The sequence below is a fragment of the Microcystis sp. M179S2 genome (assembly GCF_020245805.1).
Taxonomy (GTDB): domain Bacteria; phylum Cyanobacteriota; class Cyanobacteriia; order Cyanobacteriales; family Microcystaceae; genus Microcystis; species Microcystis aeruginosa.
Genome location: NZ_JADBUE010000146.1, coordinates 1 through 14,636, shown reverse-complemented (window position 1 = coordinate 14,636; position 14,636 = coordinate 1). Strand labels below are relative to the sequence as shown.

The following is a 14,636-nucleotide window of genomic DNA, read 5'->3' as shown; positions in this document are numbered from 1 at the left end:
ACTCCAGATACAGTCAACGGTACAGCCATTTTCAAGGGAAAAATGTACCCAGTAGCCTCTTTTCAATTTTTTCTGAGAAGCGACCTGCAGTAAGGGTTTTGTTAATTTTTTAGTATTTCTGTATGGGGGAAGTCCAGTTATTCAATCCATTGATACTGTTAGGTTCAATTTTAACGTGCCAGAAATTTGCTGAAAAATATGTTTTCCAGTCTATAATAGGAGCAATAAGCTTGATAGGAAGCTTTCCTACTGAATCGGAACTGATGACGACGGCAGGACGCAATTTTTTGATTTCTGCACCAACAGTAGGATCGAAGTTGACTAACCAAATTTCTCCACGTTTTGGCAGCTCAGGGTTAATACTCAATGATGTCACCTGCCATTAACTCCTGCCATTCAGAATCTTGTTGATAGTGAGAGAGCATTATATCGGCTTGACTTTTGAGAATATTCCTCCGTTCAGTCATTGGTAACTTCAGAAAAGCAAGACGCTGTTTTAAGGATGGAGAGATAGCTTCGGTGGTAGAAGAATCAGAACTAACTTCTTCAAGCAAAATAACTACCTCAACAGTTTGTCCTACAGTCAGAGCTGGAGATTCAATTTCAATTCTATTTCCCGGTAGGACTTTTGCTGTCGTGTACAAAGTTGATTTAACCATTTTAAGCCTTCTCTTTGAGTATTGTTGTTAATGTAGCTTATTAAGATCGGCGACCGCACTTTAACCCACAGTTTCCATCAATGTGCATGGTGCGTTCCCCAAAATCGATCGCTGAAGTAGTAGGAGCCAGATTAGGGAACGCACCCTACAAGATTGCGATCTGCTACGCAGTGCCTTCGGCATCGCACTGCGGCTACGCCTTCACAGATAGACGAAGCCGCCTAACGGCAAAGTTAGGACATTTGCTATGGAATGAACAGACGACTCACGCCTAAATAATTTTCAAGGTAAAGAGCAATTTCAATCAAGCGATCAACACATTCTTCTCGATATTCTCGTTCAATAATCCGATCAACATTTGCAAACGTAACCACAGGCAAAGAAGTTGGTAAACATTCTTCTCGAATTACTTGTTCTAGAGAATCTTCACCCTTCATACTACGGTTGGCGGTTAGTAAAATCATTTGATTCTCTTGAGCAAAGTGCCAAACCACTCTATCACTGCTGGTAATTGGTAATTCAACTTCATCAAATGAAATAAAACGAATTGGTAATGTTTCAAGCCACCCTTCAGAAGTAATACTGCCAAAAAGTATGAGCGATTGCCCTTCAATATTGTGATCGATTAGAAAAATCACTGGCTTATTGCTGCTCGTTTGGCTTTACGCGCTTGCAATTTTTGCCAAGCAGAAGTATATTCAGGCTTGGGCGGCAACTTAGAAATATTAGCAATACGTTCTTGGTTACGCTCATTCCAATAATCTCGAATTTCTGCTGCTTGCTGCACAACTATTTGATACTCTGACTCTACTTCTTTGTAGTGAGCGTCAATATAAGAGATAGCTGCATCAAACTGCTCATCAGTTAGATAGAATTGATGGCGGATTAAATGACGAGGGTAATTGGCGTGAATATAGTCCATTATTTGATACAAGGTTATTCTTGTGCCAGAAATTGTTAAACCACGCTCTGTTCGAGTAATTGCGGGTTCCTTATCAGGATACAGTGACATAGTTTTGATTAGCTCCAAATGGTGTTGAGTGGCCGCTCTTTTCTCATCATATCACCCCCAACTCTGCTGGCCTCACCAATGAAAATATGGCGCATTACATTTGATTAGCGTACCCTCGTCAGCGTACTGCTACCCAGTGCCTTCCACATCGCACTTAAACCCACAGTTTCAATCAATGTACATGGTGCGTTCCCCAAAATCGATCGCTGGAGCAGTAGGAACCACTTTAGGGAACGCACCCTACAAAATTGCGTTCGGCATCGCACTGACGGGAGCAAGCAATTAATTTCTAATTTTAAGCACTTGCATAGGAGTCAAACGTCTTTGTTCTGTCTTGTCAAAATCTTGATCAAAACTCACAATAGTAGCTTTTTCAAGCTCGGCAGCAACATATTGGTAAGCATCATCAAAATCCAAGCGAAAGAGATCTATTATTTCTACGACTCTCTTCATTTGGTTAGCAGGAACACTGACCAGTACAACACCAGCATCAATCAAAACGTCATCGACAAATTTGATAAAAACGTCTCGTTGATTCAGCCGATTACAGATCACCCCGATAGAATGTAAAGTAAAATCAGTCATACACATATCAGAGGGCGAGAGCGTATCAAGTAGCTCCGCAACAACCTCCGCCTGTCCTTGTCCTAATAAGCGTTCTAGCCAAATATTTGTATCCAGAAGAAACACTAGCCATTTCTCCATTCAACTGCAAGATGCTGTAACTCAATTGATGTGTAATCGGTTTTAAGCATCCCTGCCCAGTCTTGACGGAGTTTACGTTTTATAGGTTGGTTAGATTTACTTAAAAGTGACTCTACAAACGTTTGTACTTCAACCTTTAACTGGGGCGGTAATTGTCTCACCAGTTCTTCTAGTGATTTTGCAGACGTACTCATGTATTTTACCAATTCAACTGTTTGTAGTAGTTGATAACTGCTCTTACCGCCACTCTAGCATAATGCCCACAGTTTCAATCAATGTACATGGTGCGTTCCCCAAAATCGATCGCTGGAGCAGTAGGAACCACCTTAGGGAACGCACCCTACGGCGATAGCGATTTGCTGAAACCGAGCTCAATACATACTGCTTTCTCTATTTCTTCCCAATAAACGTCTTCTAAAACACCCTGTTTATTCTTAATTCTTTGAGAATCTACAGCCCTCATTTGACTTAAGTTGATGTGTCGATCTCCGTCTAGTCCATTCTGCACTGTCGGTGTAATATTGACAACAAAAGGATAAGTCCTTTTCCCGGGCAACAATGGAGCAACTACTGTCGTTGTTCCATTTTGATTGCCAATATCGTTTTGTAAAATCAGGCAAGGACGTTCTTTATCGGTTTCATAACCAACAACGGGTTTCAGATCGATCCACCAGATTTCTCCTCGCTTATAGGTTAGTCTTCCATTAGGCATTTAGACCGTCGCCCACTACAATATCCCAGACAGAGATTTCTGCTTGCATCTCTGGATCATTGGCCTGATCTTTATAAGCTTCTTCTAGCTCTTTCATAAAAACCCTTCTCTTCTCTTGCCAGAGAACATCATTTATGAAGCTGCTACGATTGCTTGCTAGTCGATCTACAAATTCCAAAACTTCGTCGTCTAAGGTTATGCTAACTTTCTTACTCATTGCCATAAACTGTTTACGACAGCCTGGTAGGATTAGATCATCATACTAGCTAATCCTACATTAATTGTCAATGCCTGCCTCTGATCTGTAAGTAGATTAAAGGCCTAACGACATCTATGGGTGCTACCCAGTGTCTTCGGTATCGCACTTAAACCCACAGCTTCAATCAATGTGCATGGTGCGTTCCCCAAAAATCTATTAGTGGAGTAGGAGGAGCCACATTAGGGAACGCACCCTACAAGATTGCGATCGCTGGAGCGTTGACGTTGGCCCGCTCATTCTCACTTCACAGTCAGCCAGAGCAGCGAACTGCAAAACGCCAAACCCAGATAGAGCAGCGATACCGATCGAAACAACATCGTGCCTGGAAGCGTGTTTTTGAAATCTTTGGTCTTCCTTCGCATCAGTAGCAGCGGGAACTCCAAGGCAGACCCGTTCTCGGCTGCTGTTCTGAACATCGGCGAGTTTACGTAGTCTGAAATCTGCCGCATGCGACTAATGAGACTCCTCTGAATTCTGCGAAAGGAACCATCCACAATCCAAAACACCAAAGGCACGATGGCTGTCAACCAGATGAGTGAGTGCAAATTTGGGTCCTTGAGGGACAAGCCAATGCTAGCTGTCCATGTCACGACGGCCCAGTTCTTAACCGACTTGGTGATCTCATCATGTTGACGGATCGCCCCACCGATATGGTTCAGTTCAGCGTTAAGCATCTCCAATTGGATATCAATCAGTCGTTTCGGCTCCGCCATTGTTCTACCTCGGACGCGGCTAACCACATATTATAGGTCAACTTTCTGTATAACACTCTCTACAGTAACGATATAGGTCAACTTTTGGCATATCACCTCATTTAGGCGTGATCGCTAGAAGTTTCCGTATATCACGCCCAAAAGCGTGTTAGCCAGATTAGTATATTGCCAAAAACCTTGTCTAACTAAATTTCTGACAACTAGGCTCATTCTAGCGACGATTATTCGATCTGACCGCACCTCTTGACAAAAATTTATAATTATTTGATTCGTTTAATTGTCGGGGGCTTCTGTAAAGATTTTTTACCGTGAAATTATCATTCAAACCCGATACAAGTATCCACCCCACACCCAGTAACAAACTTTTTGCCGCAAATCCTAATTCAACCTTTTGCTCCTGTACTTTTAGCAGCACAGGAGCAAAGCTGAAAATAAAAATTAATAACTGTCCTCATCGGTGATAACTTCCACGGGAATCACTTCTTCTAACACTTTTTCCTGCATTTCTTGGCGACGAATCGGTATTTTGGTTTTTTCCAATTCAGGTAAAGCAACCAATTCCCGTTGTTTTTCCCGGACAGTATTGGGTAACAACATCGGTAAAGGTTCGGGGGTTTCTAACCAGTAGCTGGCCACCGGTAAAGTATGTTCTAAATCTTCCAATAAACGGGGAATAATCATCACCGCGTGCAGTTCACCGATTTTCTCTGCTTCCCGCATTCCCGCATCAATGGCCACGGCCACATTAGCGACGGAACCCCGGATAATGGCCGTACACAAACCATCCCCAATTGTTTCGTAGGAAGCTAACTGCACATCGGCCGATTTTAACATGGCATCGGCTGCCCCCACCATAGCAGGAAAACCGCGGGTTTCCAAGAGACCGATCGACATATTGCTCAGTTTGCTGAAACCCCGTTGACTTTGGGCAATTTCGGCTAAACGGCTACCAATTGGGAAAATTACCTCTAAATTGGGCATCGGTCGGGGAATAACCGATTTAGATACCAATTGTCCGAACTGTGCGGCGGTTTTTGCCCCTTCTTCCACTGCTAACCGCACATCGGCAATATTACCACGCACGATCGCCGTACAGTGACCACCGCCAATTTTTTCGTAACCCACGAGGGTAACTTCTGCCGATTTTAGCATCATATCCGCCGTCCCGACGATCGCCGGAAAGCTGAGGGTAGAGACTAAACCCAAGGCACTATCTTTGGGGTGACGCTTGGTTTTCATCGTCCTTTGACCGGGGTTAGTTGTGGACGAGGGGGGAATGCTTCCATTAACTCTTAATCTAGACATTGAAGATAAACTTGCCCTAACAGGTACGAAGGGGGTGATTGTCAGCTATCCTGTTACTATCTAGTCTATCCTGTTAACCTTAATTGCTATTGAAGATTTTTGAGGGATTAGATAAATTTTAGTTATTGTAGCTTGATCAAGTTGTCTATGACAGAACAGCCTCGCAGTACAGATGATCGAATCAGCGAAACGGAAGCGACCGAATTAATGCGCTCGCTGCTTCATAAGGAAGGAAATTGGGTGAATTGGGGGCAAAAATGTCAAAAACTGCAAAAAGCTGGCTACGATTCCCAGTTAATCTTTGAACAAACCGGTTTTCAAAATGCCCAACAAAATTTAATTATTGTCGCTGCCCAAGTTTTTGAGAGTTTAATCAAAGCGGGGGCAGATGAAGATTTGTTAAGTTACTACATCGGGCCGCGCAGTGATGTGCTATACGAATTACGGATTCTCAACCAAGAACAAAGATTGGGGGCAGCGAAATTAGCGGCAGAAAAAAGGATTGAGGTGGCTGAAGCACACGATATCGCCAAAGCTATCCAAGATTTTTCCCGTTTATCCCAGATTCCCAGTGAATTTACTCGTCATCCTGGAGATGCGATCGCTTATCAGTGTTGGAAACGGGGCAAACAAAAGCGAGATTTAGCCGAAAGAGCGAAATTAATCGCTAAAGGTTTGAAATTTGCCCATTCTGACTCGGCCAGACAGGCGATCGAGTCTTTACTACAAGATTTTACCGTTACTCCCTCCCGTAGCGCACCGTTGCTACCCGTCCATCGTTTACAGGATGAGGACGAATTAGCCAGAATTATTCCTTTAGTAGGAAGATTTCCGGTGACGGTAACTGATATAAAACACACAGAAAGTTTGAGCGTCGAGGAACCTTTTCGACTGGTAACGGTGGGGGATAAACAAACAATCGTGCCTCTCCCCGGTTGGCAAGCAATTCTCAAGGCGATCGATCCTGTAGCTATTTTATGGCCTAGCGATCAATTACCTCGATCGATTGCCACCAGGTCTGAGGAAGTGTTATTAGTGATCGATCGAGTTTTGGCCGAATGGGATGTGAACAATTATTATCTAGTGGAGAGGGATAATTCCGTCTCTTTACAATGGTTTGATAGTCCCCCTGATGTCACAATCCTAGGTGAATTGGTCTTGATTTTAAGAGCCAAAAATATCCTCGATGAAAAAAACATCACCGAACCCTGGCAAATGGACGACTAAAACTGATAACTGATATATGCGTGCAGTAATTTGTGGATATTATGGGAGAGGAAACGGAGGAGATGAGGCATTATTAGTGTCTCTATTGCAGATGTTGCCCTCAGCAATTAAACCTATTGTTTTGTCAAATAATCCCAGAGAAACCAGTCAACGTTATGGAGTGGAAACCTGTCCTAGTAGGGATTGGTGGCAAGTTTTTCAAACTATGAAAAAAGCGGATATATTTATCTGGGGTGGCGGCAGTTTAATGCAGGATGTCACCAGTTTTGCCAGTCCAATTTATTACGGTGGTTTAATGGCTCTTGCTCAATTATTGGGCTTAAAAACTATTGCTTGGGGGCAGGGAATTGGACCATTAAATAGACCTTTTACCCGTTGGTTAACCAAAAAAGTTTTACAAAAATGTAGTTTAGTTAGTGTGCGCGATGATACTTCGGCTCATTTAGTCGCCAATTGGGGTATTCATCCCATTGTTGCCCCCGATCCAGTATGGGCTTTAGACGCTCAATCAGTCAAGGGATTATCGGATTTACCCGCCCCAAGAATCGCCGTCAATTTACGTCCCCATCCCCTATTAACCCCGGCAAAATTAGATAAATTAACCCAAGCTTTAATTGATTTACAAATCAGTACGGGGGCGTTTATTCTCTTAGTCCCTTTTCAAAAGTCGCGGGATTTGCCCCTTTGTGAAGCTGTAGCACGTCAATTAAGGGAAAATCATCAAATCGTTAGTTTAGAAGATCCAAGACAGTTAAAAGGCTTATTTCGTGGGGTAGAAATGGTGATCGGAATGCGCTTTCATAGTTTAATTATGGCCGCAGCAGAAGATTGTCGTTGTTTTGCCCTGAGTTATGATCCGAAAGTGTCGCGATTAATTGCCGAAGTACCGATGCCGGGTTGGGAATTAGATCAGTTACCAGAGGCAGTTAATGATATTAGTACCACTTGGATTGATTTTTATGCCAATGGAGAGGGATTAACCAGCGATCGCAAACATTTTTTAATCGATCGAGCTTTAATTCATCGAGAAATTTTATCTAGATTGGTGAGCTAATTTTTATGTCGAGTGCGATTACCGATGCCAGGGCTATTTCATTCTAAAAAGTCTCAAAATATGCTTAAGTCCATAAACATTGTGGCATAGGTTTTGATCAAGGGGAAAGGAGGCACTCGGCACATCCCCATCCCGCTTCGGTCTCGTGTGGGGACTTCCCGTGCCATATTTTCGTTAAGGGCAGTAAAGGGATCGTTAAATCAATCAGAAATTGTTATAGCCCATTTCCTCCAGAGCCTAGCATAGAGGGGAAACCTCCTTTATCCCTAGGTAATTGCATGAATGGACTACAACAACAGATTATCAGTCTTGAGCAGAAAGTCGAGCGTCTACAGGATATTGTCGAAAGCCTCAGCCAGCAAATTGCTATCCTAGCTGGGGATAAATCGAGTCATTCCCTGCGAGAATCCCTGGAAATGGTCGGTTTTTCCGAGTTATCCGATAATAGCCTCTACGATCATAAAGATATTCTCCGGGATCACGGTGGCAAACAAGCCCCAGCTGTCAATGGCGATAATTCTTTTGCCGATGAAATCCAAATTCGCCGATTAACGGCACAATTGACGGCGGCCTACAATCGCATTGCCGCCCTCGAAGAACAATTACTCAGCTATCGCATCCATTCCTAGTTAATTGCTGCCCAGAGGATTGGGTAAACTGGGCAAGGTGGGATTAGTCGGCAAATTGGGCAAAGGATTGCTATTTTCCAGGGTGGGATTATTAGCCTCCCCCGATAGAGTCGCTAAAGCCACACGATCACCGCCTACCTGTCGCAGTAGGTCTAAAACCCCAACCACTTCGTTATAACTGGCATTTCTGGAGGCATTCAGTACCATCAGTCCATTGGGACTATATTGATGATAATTCTTGATCGCCTCGAACAACTGGGCGCGAGTCACCATTTGTTTTTCGACGTAGAGTTGTCCGAAATCATCGAGACTAACCACCAACATTTCCCGCATCGGGGTGGTGGCGGTACTAGCTTTCGGTAAATCGAGGCTGATAGCCTGTTGGCGAGATAATCCCACTGCACCAAGAATAAAGAAAGTGAGAATACAGAAAATTACATCGATCAAGGGGATGATATTAACCTGCACATCCTCTTGAATGCGCTGTTGATCATGCCATAATTTGAGCGGACGAGCCGTAATATGGCTACTTTTTGGCTTTTTGTGGTTAAGAGATTTAGTTTCGGCCATGCTTGATAAGGGAGAGATTTAGCGATCGAGAGGTTTTTCTAGGTTAGCACTGAGGGCGTATTGTTGGTCTTCTTGGTGTAACCAGCGTTGGCGGTAGATAATTTCTAAATCACTGCCGGCCTTGCGAAAAATTCGGGCTTGATTGAACCAGAGTCCCTGAAAAACACGATAGAAAGCGAGGCTAAAAATAGCGACAATTAGGCCGGTAGCGGTGGAAATTAAAGCTTCACTAATACCTAAAGTTACTCCCGCCGTCGAGGAAGTTCCCAGGTCACTTAATTGAATATTGGCCAAAGAGGTAATTAAACCGAGTACCGTCCCTAATAATCCTAACAGGGGAGAAAGGGCAATGACTGCCTCAAGGATTTTATCGCCCCGTTTCATTAGGGATAATTGTTCATCGGCAGCCGATTCGAGGGCAAAGTGAAAAACCTCTGGATCTGGATTTTCTAAACGCAGGGGAGCATAAAGATAGCTACCAATGGGGTGATTGCGGGAATCTCCGGCGACTTTTGCCGCCAAATCCCAGTTACGGATGGCGGATTCCATAATGCGATTTAAAATCTGGCCCTCACTGAGGAGAGTACGACTCCAAAACCAAATTCGTTCGATAATAGTGCTAAGAGCTAAAATAGACAGAAAAAGCAGCGGCCACATGGCCACTCCGCCTTTTTGGATTAAATCAGGTATACTCACGAGTTGTTTTGTTCCTCCAATACCGGGCGATTCGGGCTTGATTATTTAGTTTAAGATTTAAGTCGATCGATTGACATTTATACTTTTTATACCATTTTTCAAAAATCGTGCCATACTTAAGGCGTTTCTCCTAAAGATGAAGTATAACCTGATAGGGCATCCTCTACTGTCTCGGAGTCTCGACTAGGAAATTAATTCTGCACGACTACTGATAGCCGTTATCAGTTTTTTAGCCGTCAGCTTTTTTTGATCACTTGCCAAAAACCCCACCTTCTGCTGCAAACTAACGTCGTCTCAACAAATTTTTCATCTCTCCCCAGATAGAAAGTTGACCACCTAGACTAGAGGGATGGGTGAAAATTCCCTGACGGGGACTGAATAAAAAGGCCAACATAAATAGGCTAAAAGCGACAAGCACGATCGCTGGTCCAGAGGGTAAATTCCAGTAATAACTTAAATACATCCCACTGATACTAGAAATAATACCCACACCCACACCTAAACCCATGACTTGATGGAGACGGGTAACTAAAAGATAAGCAGTGGCCGCGGGGGTAATCAAAAGGGACAAAACGAGGATTACTCCCACCGCTTGGAGACTAGCAACGATTGTCAGACCGATCAGGAGCATTAAGCCTAAATCTAATAAATTTACTGGTAAACCCGCCGCTTGCGCCCCGATTTTGTCGAAAGTGTAGAATAATAGTTCTTTATACAGGAGCAAAACGGTTAATAAAACGATAACGGCAATAATTAGGGTATCGCGGATGTCGGCAGCAGTGACACCCAGAATATTGCCGAAGAGAAAGTGATTCAGGTCAATTTTGTTGTTTTTTTGGATGAGAGTGATCAGGGTGATACCAAGGGCAAAAAAAGCCGAGAAAACGATACCCATGGCCGCATCTTCTTTGATTGGGGAACGATTACGGATCAAGTTAATCAGTAGAGTACTGACCATTGAGGCTAGTAAAGCACCCAGTAGCAGATTAAAATTACCAATAAAAGCGATCGCTAATCCGGGTAAGACCGAGTGACTGATGGCATCGCCCAAGAGGGCTAAACGTTGTACCATCAGGTAGGTTCCCACCACCGCACAAATGATCCCGACGATGATAGCTTCAATTAGGGATCTCTGCATGAAACTATACTGTAAGGGTTCGATTAATCCTGTTAATAGATTGTTGCCCATGAATCTGCCTTGGGGTTAAATTTTTCTGATTCTCGATCGAGGTTTTGCTCCTAGGGTCTATCTTCTAAATCGGGGGAGAAGATAGGTTAGGATAATTAGGATTAATTGTAAGTTTTTTCGCTCCTAACTGCCGCCATGGATACCCCCGTTCTTTCCTCAACTTTTTTTCTGACTCTCCTGCTCATGGTGGGATTATTCTTTTTTATTCGCGGTTCCGTCAAAGAGCGTATCGAACAGCGTGTCTATCTTACCAGTACCAGTGACGACCAACTATTAGAACAACTGCGAGATTATTTTGACCGACGTTCCTATCAAGTCAAGGCGATCGAACCCGAACAGAATATTGTCAGATTACAGGGTTTTGTGCCTCCTAGCCCCTTTCTAGCGATATTTTTGACAATTTTAGCGGCCTTGGGTTTATTTTGCTTCTCACTGGTGTTATCGGTGTTATTTCCCGATACTAATCCCTATATTTTTGCTCTTGTGGGTTTATCTCCCCTCGCGGGTGTTTTCTATTGGCAAAAAGTCGGCCGTTTAGAGGAAGTGGCTTTTAAAGTAGAAAGCAAATCTCAGCAAACGGAATTAACTGTCAAAGCCCATCGAGACGAGTTAAGACAACTACAAGATAGTTTAACCTTTCTAGAAAGACAATAAGCTTTTTATGTCCTATGAACGCCTAATTTATCTGGCCGATACCGATGCGGCCGGTGTGGTTTACTTTGCCCATCTTCTCTCGATCTGTCATGAAGCCTACGAGTTTTCTTTAGCACAATTTGGCATCAATATTAAGGATTTTTTGAAAGATTCTCCGGTTGCCCTACCGATTACTCAAGCGGAAATCCAGTTTTTTCGTCCCCTTTTTTGTGGCGATCAAATACAGATTGATTTCACTGCCCGATCCCTGAGCGAAAACGAGTTTCAATTGCAGTATAAAATTTATTTGGCTGAAATCATGGTCGCAAAAGCGAAAACTCGCCATGTGTGCATCGCTCCCACCGCTAGAAAAAGAATCCCTTTACCGGAATCTTTAAAACATTGGTTAGGATATTTATCAACCCTAGAGGAGACTGGTATTTAAGGGATGATTTGGGCAGATTTAACGATAATTTTAACTAGGGATTGGTGGCACAATGCTTGGCAATTATTTAACCTTAGCACCGGGAGGATTATCTGGAATTCTTTTCTGGCCTTTATCCCCTTTATCCTCAGCTTTTGGCTATTTCGGATCGCCCTCGATCGTTCCCTACTCTGGTGGTTAATTCTCTTAGTTTTCCTGCTTTTTTTACCCAATGCTCCCTATATTCTCACCGATAGCATTCATTTAATCGCCTATCTTCAGCAGGATTACGCCAAAAGTTTAATTTTTTTAGTTTTAATCCCCCAGTATAGCTTCTTTATTTTTATTGGCTTTCAGCTATACGTTCTCTCCTTACTTAATTTAAAAAGTTATTGTCAGCAAAGTCAGCTAAATTCAGCGGTTTTACCCCTAGAAATAACTCTCCATTTTTTAAGTGCGATCGGTATCTATCTAGGGCGTTTTCTTCGACTGAATAGTTGGTATCTAGTCACTCAACCGCAGCAACTATTCTGGAGTTTGCAGAATTTACTGACTAAAAAACCTTTGATATTTATCTCTGTCTGTTTTTTAATTATTTGGCTACTATACGAGATCAATAAAAGGCTTTACAATCGATTTTTTGCTTCCTACGAGAATAACTAGAATTTATACTACAAAAATCTCCCTAAATCGAATTCGGTTGTGGCAGTAATTTCTCGAAAACGTTCTTGACTGATAATTAACAATAATCTTTCAGTATAATCCACCGCACCCCGCAATTCTCGTTCTAATCTTGCTAAACCGGCGTTGGCATATTCCTCGAAAATTGTCACTCGCAAAGCTTCCGAATCTACCCCGTGGGGAGAAAGAATTTTCGTGTCTTGGAATTCATTGACTGCCAATAATTTGATTAGGGTATCGTAGCCACGAGAAATAAAAATTTCCAGGTTGATAGGTGAGGGTTCCTTCGCTACATTTTCTATCGCCACCCTCTCTTGATATTTTACCCCCAAAGCCGCCGCAAAAGCGATGACATCAGCATAGGTTTGAAAGGGTCCAATTCCCTGATTAAAATTAACTAAGGACTGGACAAATTCCCCTTTATCTCTGGCAATACGCACTCGATGAATGGACATATTTATCAAGTAAAAAGTAAAAAAGGTGACAAAATTCGGGAGATAGAACTCCCCTACCCGCTATAACTGCTTTAAGGATAAGTTTTAATTAGTCCTTTAGCTTGGTAAACATGAAATTGTTCGATGGTGACACCACCGCGCTTGATCGGAATGACAGCTACTTTAGTTATATCTTGGAAATAGGGACGGTAGCGATCGATTATTTCCGGTCTTTCTAGAGAACTATTTGTAGTAATTAATAAACCATTTTTACCGATCCATTCTTGAGGATTAAACCAAATTTGATAACCCCTTTGATCGTTGTTAAAACAGGTGACGGGAATAGGAACTAGGGGATAAAGGGCCATATCTAGCCATGCGGTCACATAAAAATTATGGGTAAAAACGAAGCTAGAATCTTTTAAGAGTGCTAATAATTCGGGCGAATTAGCAAAGCCTTGGCGCAGTTGATCGATATCGACAATTTCCCGAGAAGGGTCCTGTTCTGGGGCAATAATTCCCCCAAAAATTGCGTATTGACTAGGTTTTTGGAAAGTGCCAAAAGTAACGTGAAGCATTGCTATAGATAAAATAGTAACGATAAAAATTCCTGACCCCCATAACCATCTTTTTACCCAGATTCGAGAAGATTGCTGCCAAGTATTGGCCTTTTCTCCTAATAAAATTGTACAGGACCAGAACCCGGGTAAAATCCAACTAGGGGCGAGATAATGGGAAGCTCCCACATAAAGCATTCCCAGGATTAAGGGCAGAGAAACCGAGAGAATTAACCATTTTTTTAGTGATTCTTCTTCTCGATGAAAAAATCTTTTTTTCGAGATAAAATTAGGCACTTGTTCGGCAAAGCTTTTAAATGTCACCCACCACATCGGCAGACCGAAAGGAGGAAACATCGTGGCGATACTAATGCCAACAACCGAGAGAATACCAAGAATATTAAAGGTTTTGGGTTCTCCAGAAAAACGGTCTTCTAAATGAAAGCGAAAGGAAATCCAATCATGGTTAATATTCCAGTAGATAATCGGCAATAAAGTTATCAAAAAGAGAATAAATCCTAATCCCAACCAAGGGGATCTAAATACAGGCCAATAGCGGGGAGTGGTCAGACAAAATAAAACTAAACCAAAGCCCAAAATAAAGCCGTGATATTTACTTAAAACCGCCAATCCTACGGCAAGTCCAATATAAGCGAGACGATAGCTAGGATGATAGTTTTTTTCCCGAATTGGCCAGAATTCTTGGGCAGCTAAATAGACTGTTAATGACCAAAAAAAGATTAAAGGACTATCTGGCTGCGAAAGAATCCCGAAGACGATCCCATAGATGGGGATGAGGGTGGCGATCGCTAAAGTCATTCTGGCGACCGGCAGACTGAACAATTTTAAAGCCGTCAGATACAGCAAACAGAGGCTGCCAGTATAGAGGAGGAGAGTACCGAAGCGAATGGTAAATTGATTGACTAATCCCGTGATCCAAGTCCCAAAACCCGTGGAAATCGCTACTATTGGCGGATGATCGAAATAACTCCAATCTAGATTATGGCTGTAAACGTAATAATATGCCTCATCGTAACCGGGATAAAGCCCCAAGGCGATGATGATTCTAAACAGGAGTCCACCGATGAGCAGATAAACGGCAATGCGATCGCTAAGTATTTTCGTCAAAATTCTTACCTCATTTCATCGCTAAAACTGATGTTAGAGACGGGAGATT

The 14,636-nt window shown here is 42.7% G+C and carries 20 protein-coding genes and 1 pseudogene; 6 read left to right on the top strand and 15 right to left on the bottom strand.

Annotation, left to right across the window (positions count from 1 at the left end; genetic code table 11):
- Nucleotides 1-139: 139 nt before the first annotated feature.
- The 10 genes and pseudogenes from IM500_RS08850 to ccmO form a co-directional block, all read right to left on the bottom strand.
- Nucleotides 140-376 (bottom strand): annotated as a pseudogene (locus IM500_RS08850) (type II toxin-antitoxin system PemK/MazF family toxin); the annotation flags it as partial.
- The gene (locus IM500_RS08845) at nucleotides 357-659 is read right to left on the bottom strand and encodes a hypothetical protein (RefSeq protein WP_287738143.1); all 303 of its coding nucleotides are present in this window, start codon (nucleotides 657-659) and stop codon (nucleotides 357-359) included. The gene IM500_RS08845 and the pseudogene IM500_RS08850, both read right to left, overlap by 20 nt.
- Before the next feature lie 245 nt (nucleotides 660-904).
- Complete coding sequence (locus tag IM500_RS08840; RefSeq protein ID WP_190359658.1) at nucleotides 905-1,297, bottom strand: ACP S-malonyltransferase; 393 nt, start codon at nucleotides 1,295-1,297, stop codon at nucleotides 905-907.
- Nucleotides 1,294-1,671 (bottom strand): DUF433 domain-containing protein, encoded by a 378-nt coding sequence (locus IM500_RS08835; protein ID WP_190359659.1) that lies wholly within the window; start codon nucleotides 1,669-1,671, stop codon nucleotides 1,294-1,296. Before IM500_RS08835 ends, IM500_RS08840 begins: the two co-directional genes overlap by 4 nt.
- Nucleotides 1,672-1,953: 282 nt before the next feature.
- A complete protein-coding gene (locus tag IM500_RS08830) occupies nucleotides 1,954-2,376 on the bottom strand; it encodes a PIN domain-containing protein (protein ID WP_287632845.1) in 423 nt (140 codons plus the stop codon).
- Complete coding sequence (locus IM500_RS08825; protein WP_008196743.1) at nucleotides 2,361-2,570, bottom strand: DUF2281 domain-containing protein; 210 nt, start codon at nucleotides 2,568-2,570, stop codon at nucleotides 2,361-2,363. The genes IM500_RS08830 and IM500_RS08825 overlap by 16 nt, the downstream gene beginning before the upstream one ends.
- A gap of 146 nt (nucleotides 2,571-2,716) precedes the next feature.
- Nucleotides 2,717-3,088: a type II toxin-antitoxin system PemK/MazF family toxin gene (locus IM500_RS08820; RefSeq protein WP_159294286.1), complete on the bottom strand. Its 372-nt coding sequence runs from the start codon at nucleotides 3,086-3,088 to the stop codon at nucleotides 2,717-2,719.
- Complete coding sequence (mazE, locus tag IM500_RS08815) at nucleotides 3,081-3,305, bottom strand: type II toxin-antitoxin system MazE family antitoxin (protein WP_147070224.1); 225 nt, start codon at nucleotides 3,303-3,305, stop codon at nucleotides 3,081-3,083. Before mazE ends, IM500_RS08820 begins: the two co-directional genes overlap by 8 nt.
- Before the next feature lie 281 nt (nucleotides 3,306-3,586).
- Nucleotides 3,587-4,060: a hypothetical protein gene (locus tag IM500_RS08810; RefSeq protein ID WP_287738142.1), complete on the bottom strand. Its 474-nt coding sequence runs from the start codon at nucleotides 4,058-4,060 to the stop codon at nucleotides 3,587-3,589.
- Nucleotides 4,061-4,498: 438 nt separating this feature from the next.
- Nucleotides 4,499-5,299 carry a beta-carboxysome assembly protein CcmO gene (gene ccmO, locus IM500_RS08805; RefSeq protein WP_002775137.1) on the bottom strand — a complete coding sequence of 267 codons (801 nt, stop codon included), beginning with the start codon at nucleotides 5,297-5,299 and terminating at the stop codon, nucleotides 4,499-4,501.
- 213 nt (nucleotides 5,300-5,512) lie between these two features.
- Between ccmO and IM500_RS08800 the strand changes: the two genes are divergently transcribed.
- The 3 genes from IM500_RS08800 (at nucleotide 5,513) to IM500_RS08790 (ending at nucleotide 8,275) form a co-directional block, all read left to right on the top strand.
- On the top strand, nucleotides 5,513-6,592 hold the full coding sequence (locus IM500_RS08800) for a RuBisCO accumulation factor 1 (RefSeq protein ID WP_287738141.1): 1,080 nt from the start codon (nucleotides 5,513-5,515) through the stop codon (nucleotides 6,590-6,592).
- Nucleotides 6,593-6,608: 16 nt separating this feature from the next.
- Nucleotides 6,609-7,646, top strand: coding sequence for a polysaccharide pyruvyl transferase CsaB (csaB, locus tag IM500_RS08795; protein ID WP_287738140.1), 1,038 nt, complete (start codon nucleotides 6,609-6,611; stop codon nucleotides 7,644-7,646).
- Nucleotides 7,647-7,924: 278 nt separating this feature from the next.
- On the top strand, nucleotides 7,925-8,275 hold the full coding sequence (locus tag IM500_RS08790; protein WP_061430568.1) for a hypothetical protein: 351 nt from the start codon (nucleotides 7,925-7,927) through the stop codon (nucleotides 8,273-8,275).
- On the opposite strand, the gene IM500_RS08785 is transcribed toward IM500_RS08790, so the two are convergent.
- From IM500_RS08785 to IM500_RS08775, 3 genes are all read right to left on the bottom strand, one after another.
- Nucleotides 8,276-8,845 (bottom strand): ExbD/TolR family protein, encoded by a 570-nt coding sequence (locus tag IM500_RS08785; RefSeq protein ID WP_072926748.1) that lies wholly within the window; start codon nucleotides 8,843-8,845, stop codon nucleotides 8,276-8,278.
- A gap of 18 nt (nucleotides 8,846-8,863) precedes the next feature.
- Nucleotides 8,864-9,502, bottom strand: a complete 639-nt coding sequence (locus IM500_RS08780) for a MotA/TolQ/ExbB proton channel family protein (protein ID WP_002760669.1) — start codon at nucleotides 9,500-9,502, stop codon at nucleotides 8,864-8,866.
- Nucleotides 9,503-9,824: 322 nt separating this feature from the next.
- Entirely contained in the window at nucleotides 9,825-10,730 is a 906-nt protein-coding gene (locus tag IM500_RS08775) for a metal ABC transporter permease (RefSeq protein WP_004163173.1), read from the bottom strand.
- 135 nt (nucleotides 10,731-10,865) lie between these two features.
- On the opposite strand from IM500_RS08775, the gene IM500_RS08770 reads away from it, so the two are divergent.
- The 3 genes from IM500_RS08770 to IM500_RS08760 are packed head-to-tail and all read left to right on the top strand — an operon-like array spanning nucleotide 10,866 to nucleotide 12,450.
- A complete protein-coding gene (locus tag IM500_RS08770; protein WP_002734244.1) occupies nucleotides 10,866-11,384 on the top strand; it encodes a cofactor assembly of complex C subunit B in 519 nt (172 codons plus the stop codon).
- Nucleotides 11,385-11,391: 7 nt separating this feature from the next.
- Nucleotides 11,392-11,808, top strand: a complete 417-nt coding sequence (locus tag IM500_RS08765) for an acyl-CoA thioesterase (RefSeq protein ID WP_002760673.1) — start codon at nucleotides 11,392-11,394, stop codon at nucleotides 11,806-11,808.
- A gap of 3 nt (nucleotides 11,809-11,811) precedes the next feature.
- Nucleotides 11,812-12,450 carry a DUF1361 domain-containing protein gene (locus tag IM500_RS08760; RefSeq protein WP_287738139.1) on the top strand — a complete coding sequence of 213 codons (639 nt, stop codon included), beginning with the start codon at nucleotides 11,812-11,814 and terminating at the stop codon, nucleotides 12,448-12,450.
- A gap of 8 nt (nucleotides 12,451-12,458) precedes the next feature.
- Here IM500_RS08760 and IM500_RS08755 read toward each other — a convergent pair whose 3' ends face one another.
- Both IM500_RS08755 and IM500_RS08750 read right to left on the bottom strand, forming a co-directional pair.
- Entirely contained in the window at nucleotides 12,459-12,923 is a 465-nt protein-coding gene (locus IM500_RS08755; RefSeq protein ID WP_002760679.1) for a DNA phosphorothioation-associated protein 4, read from the bottom strand.
- 71 nt (nucleotides 12,924-12,994) lie between these two features.
- A complete protein-coding gene (locus IM500_RS08750; protein WP_287738138.1) occupies nucleotides 12,995-14,587 on the bottom strand; it encodes an ArnT family glycosyltransferase in 1,593 nt (530 codons plus the stop codon).
- Nucleotides 14,588-14,636: the final 49 nt, after the last annotated feature.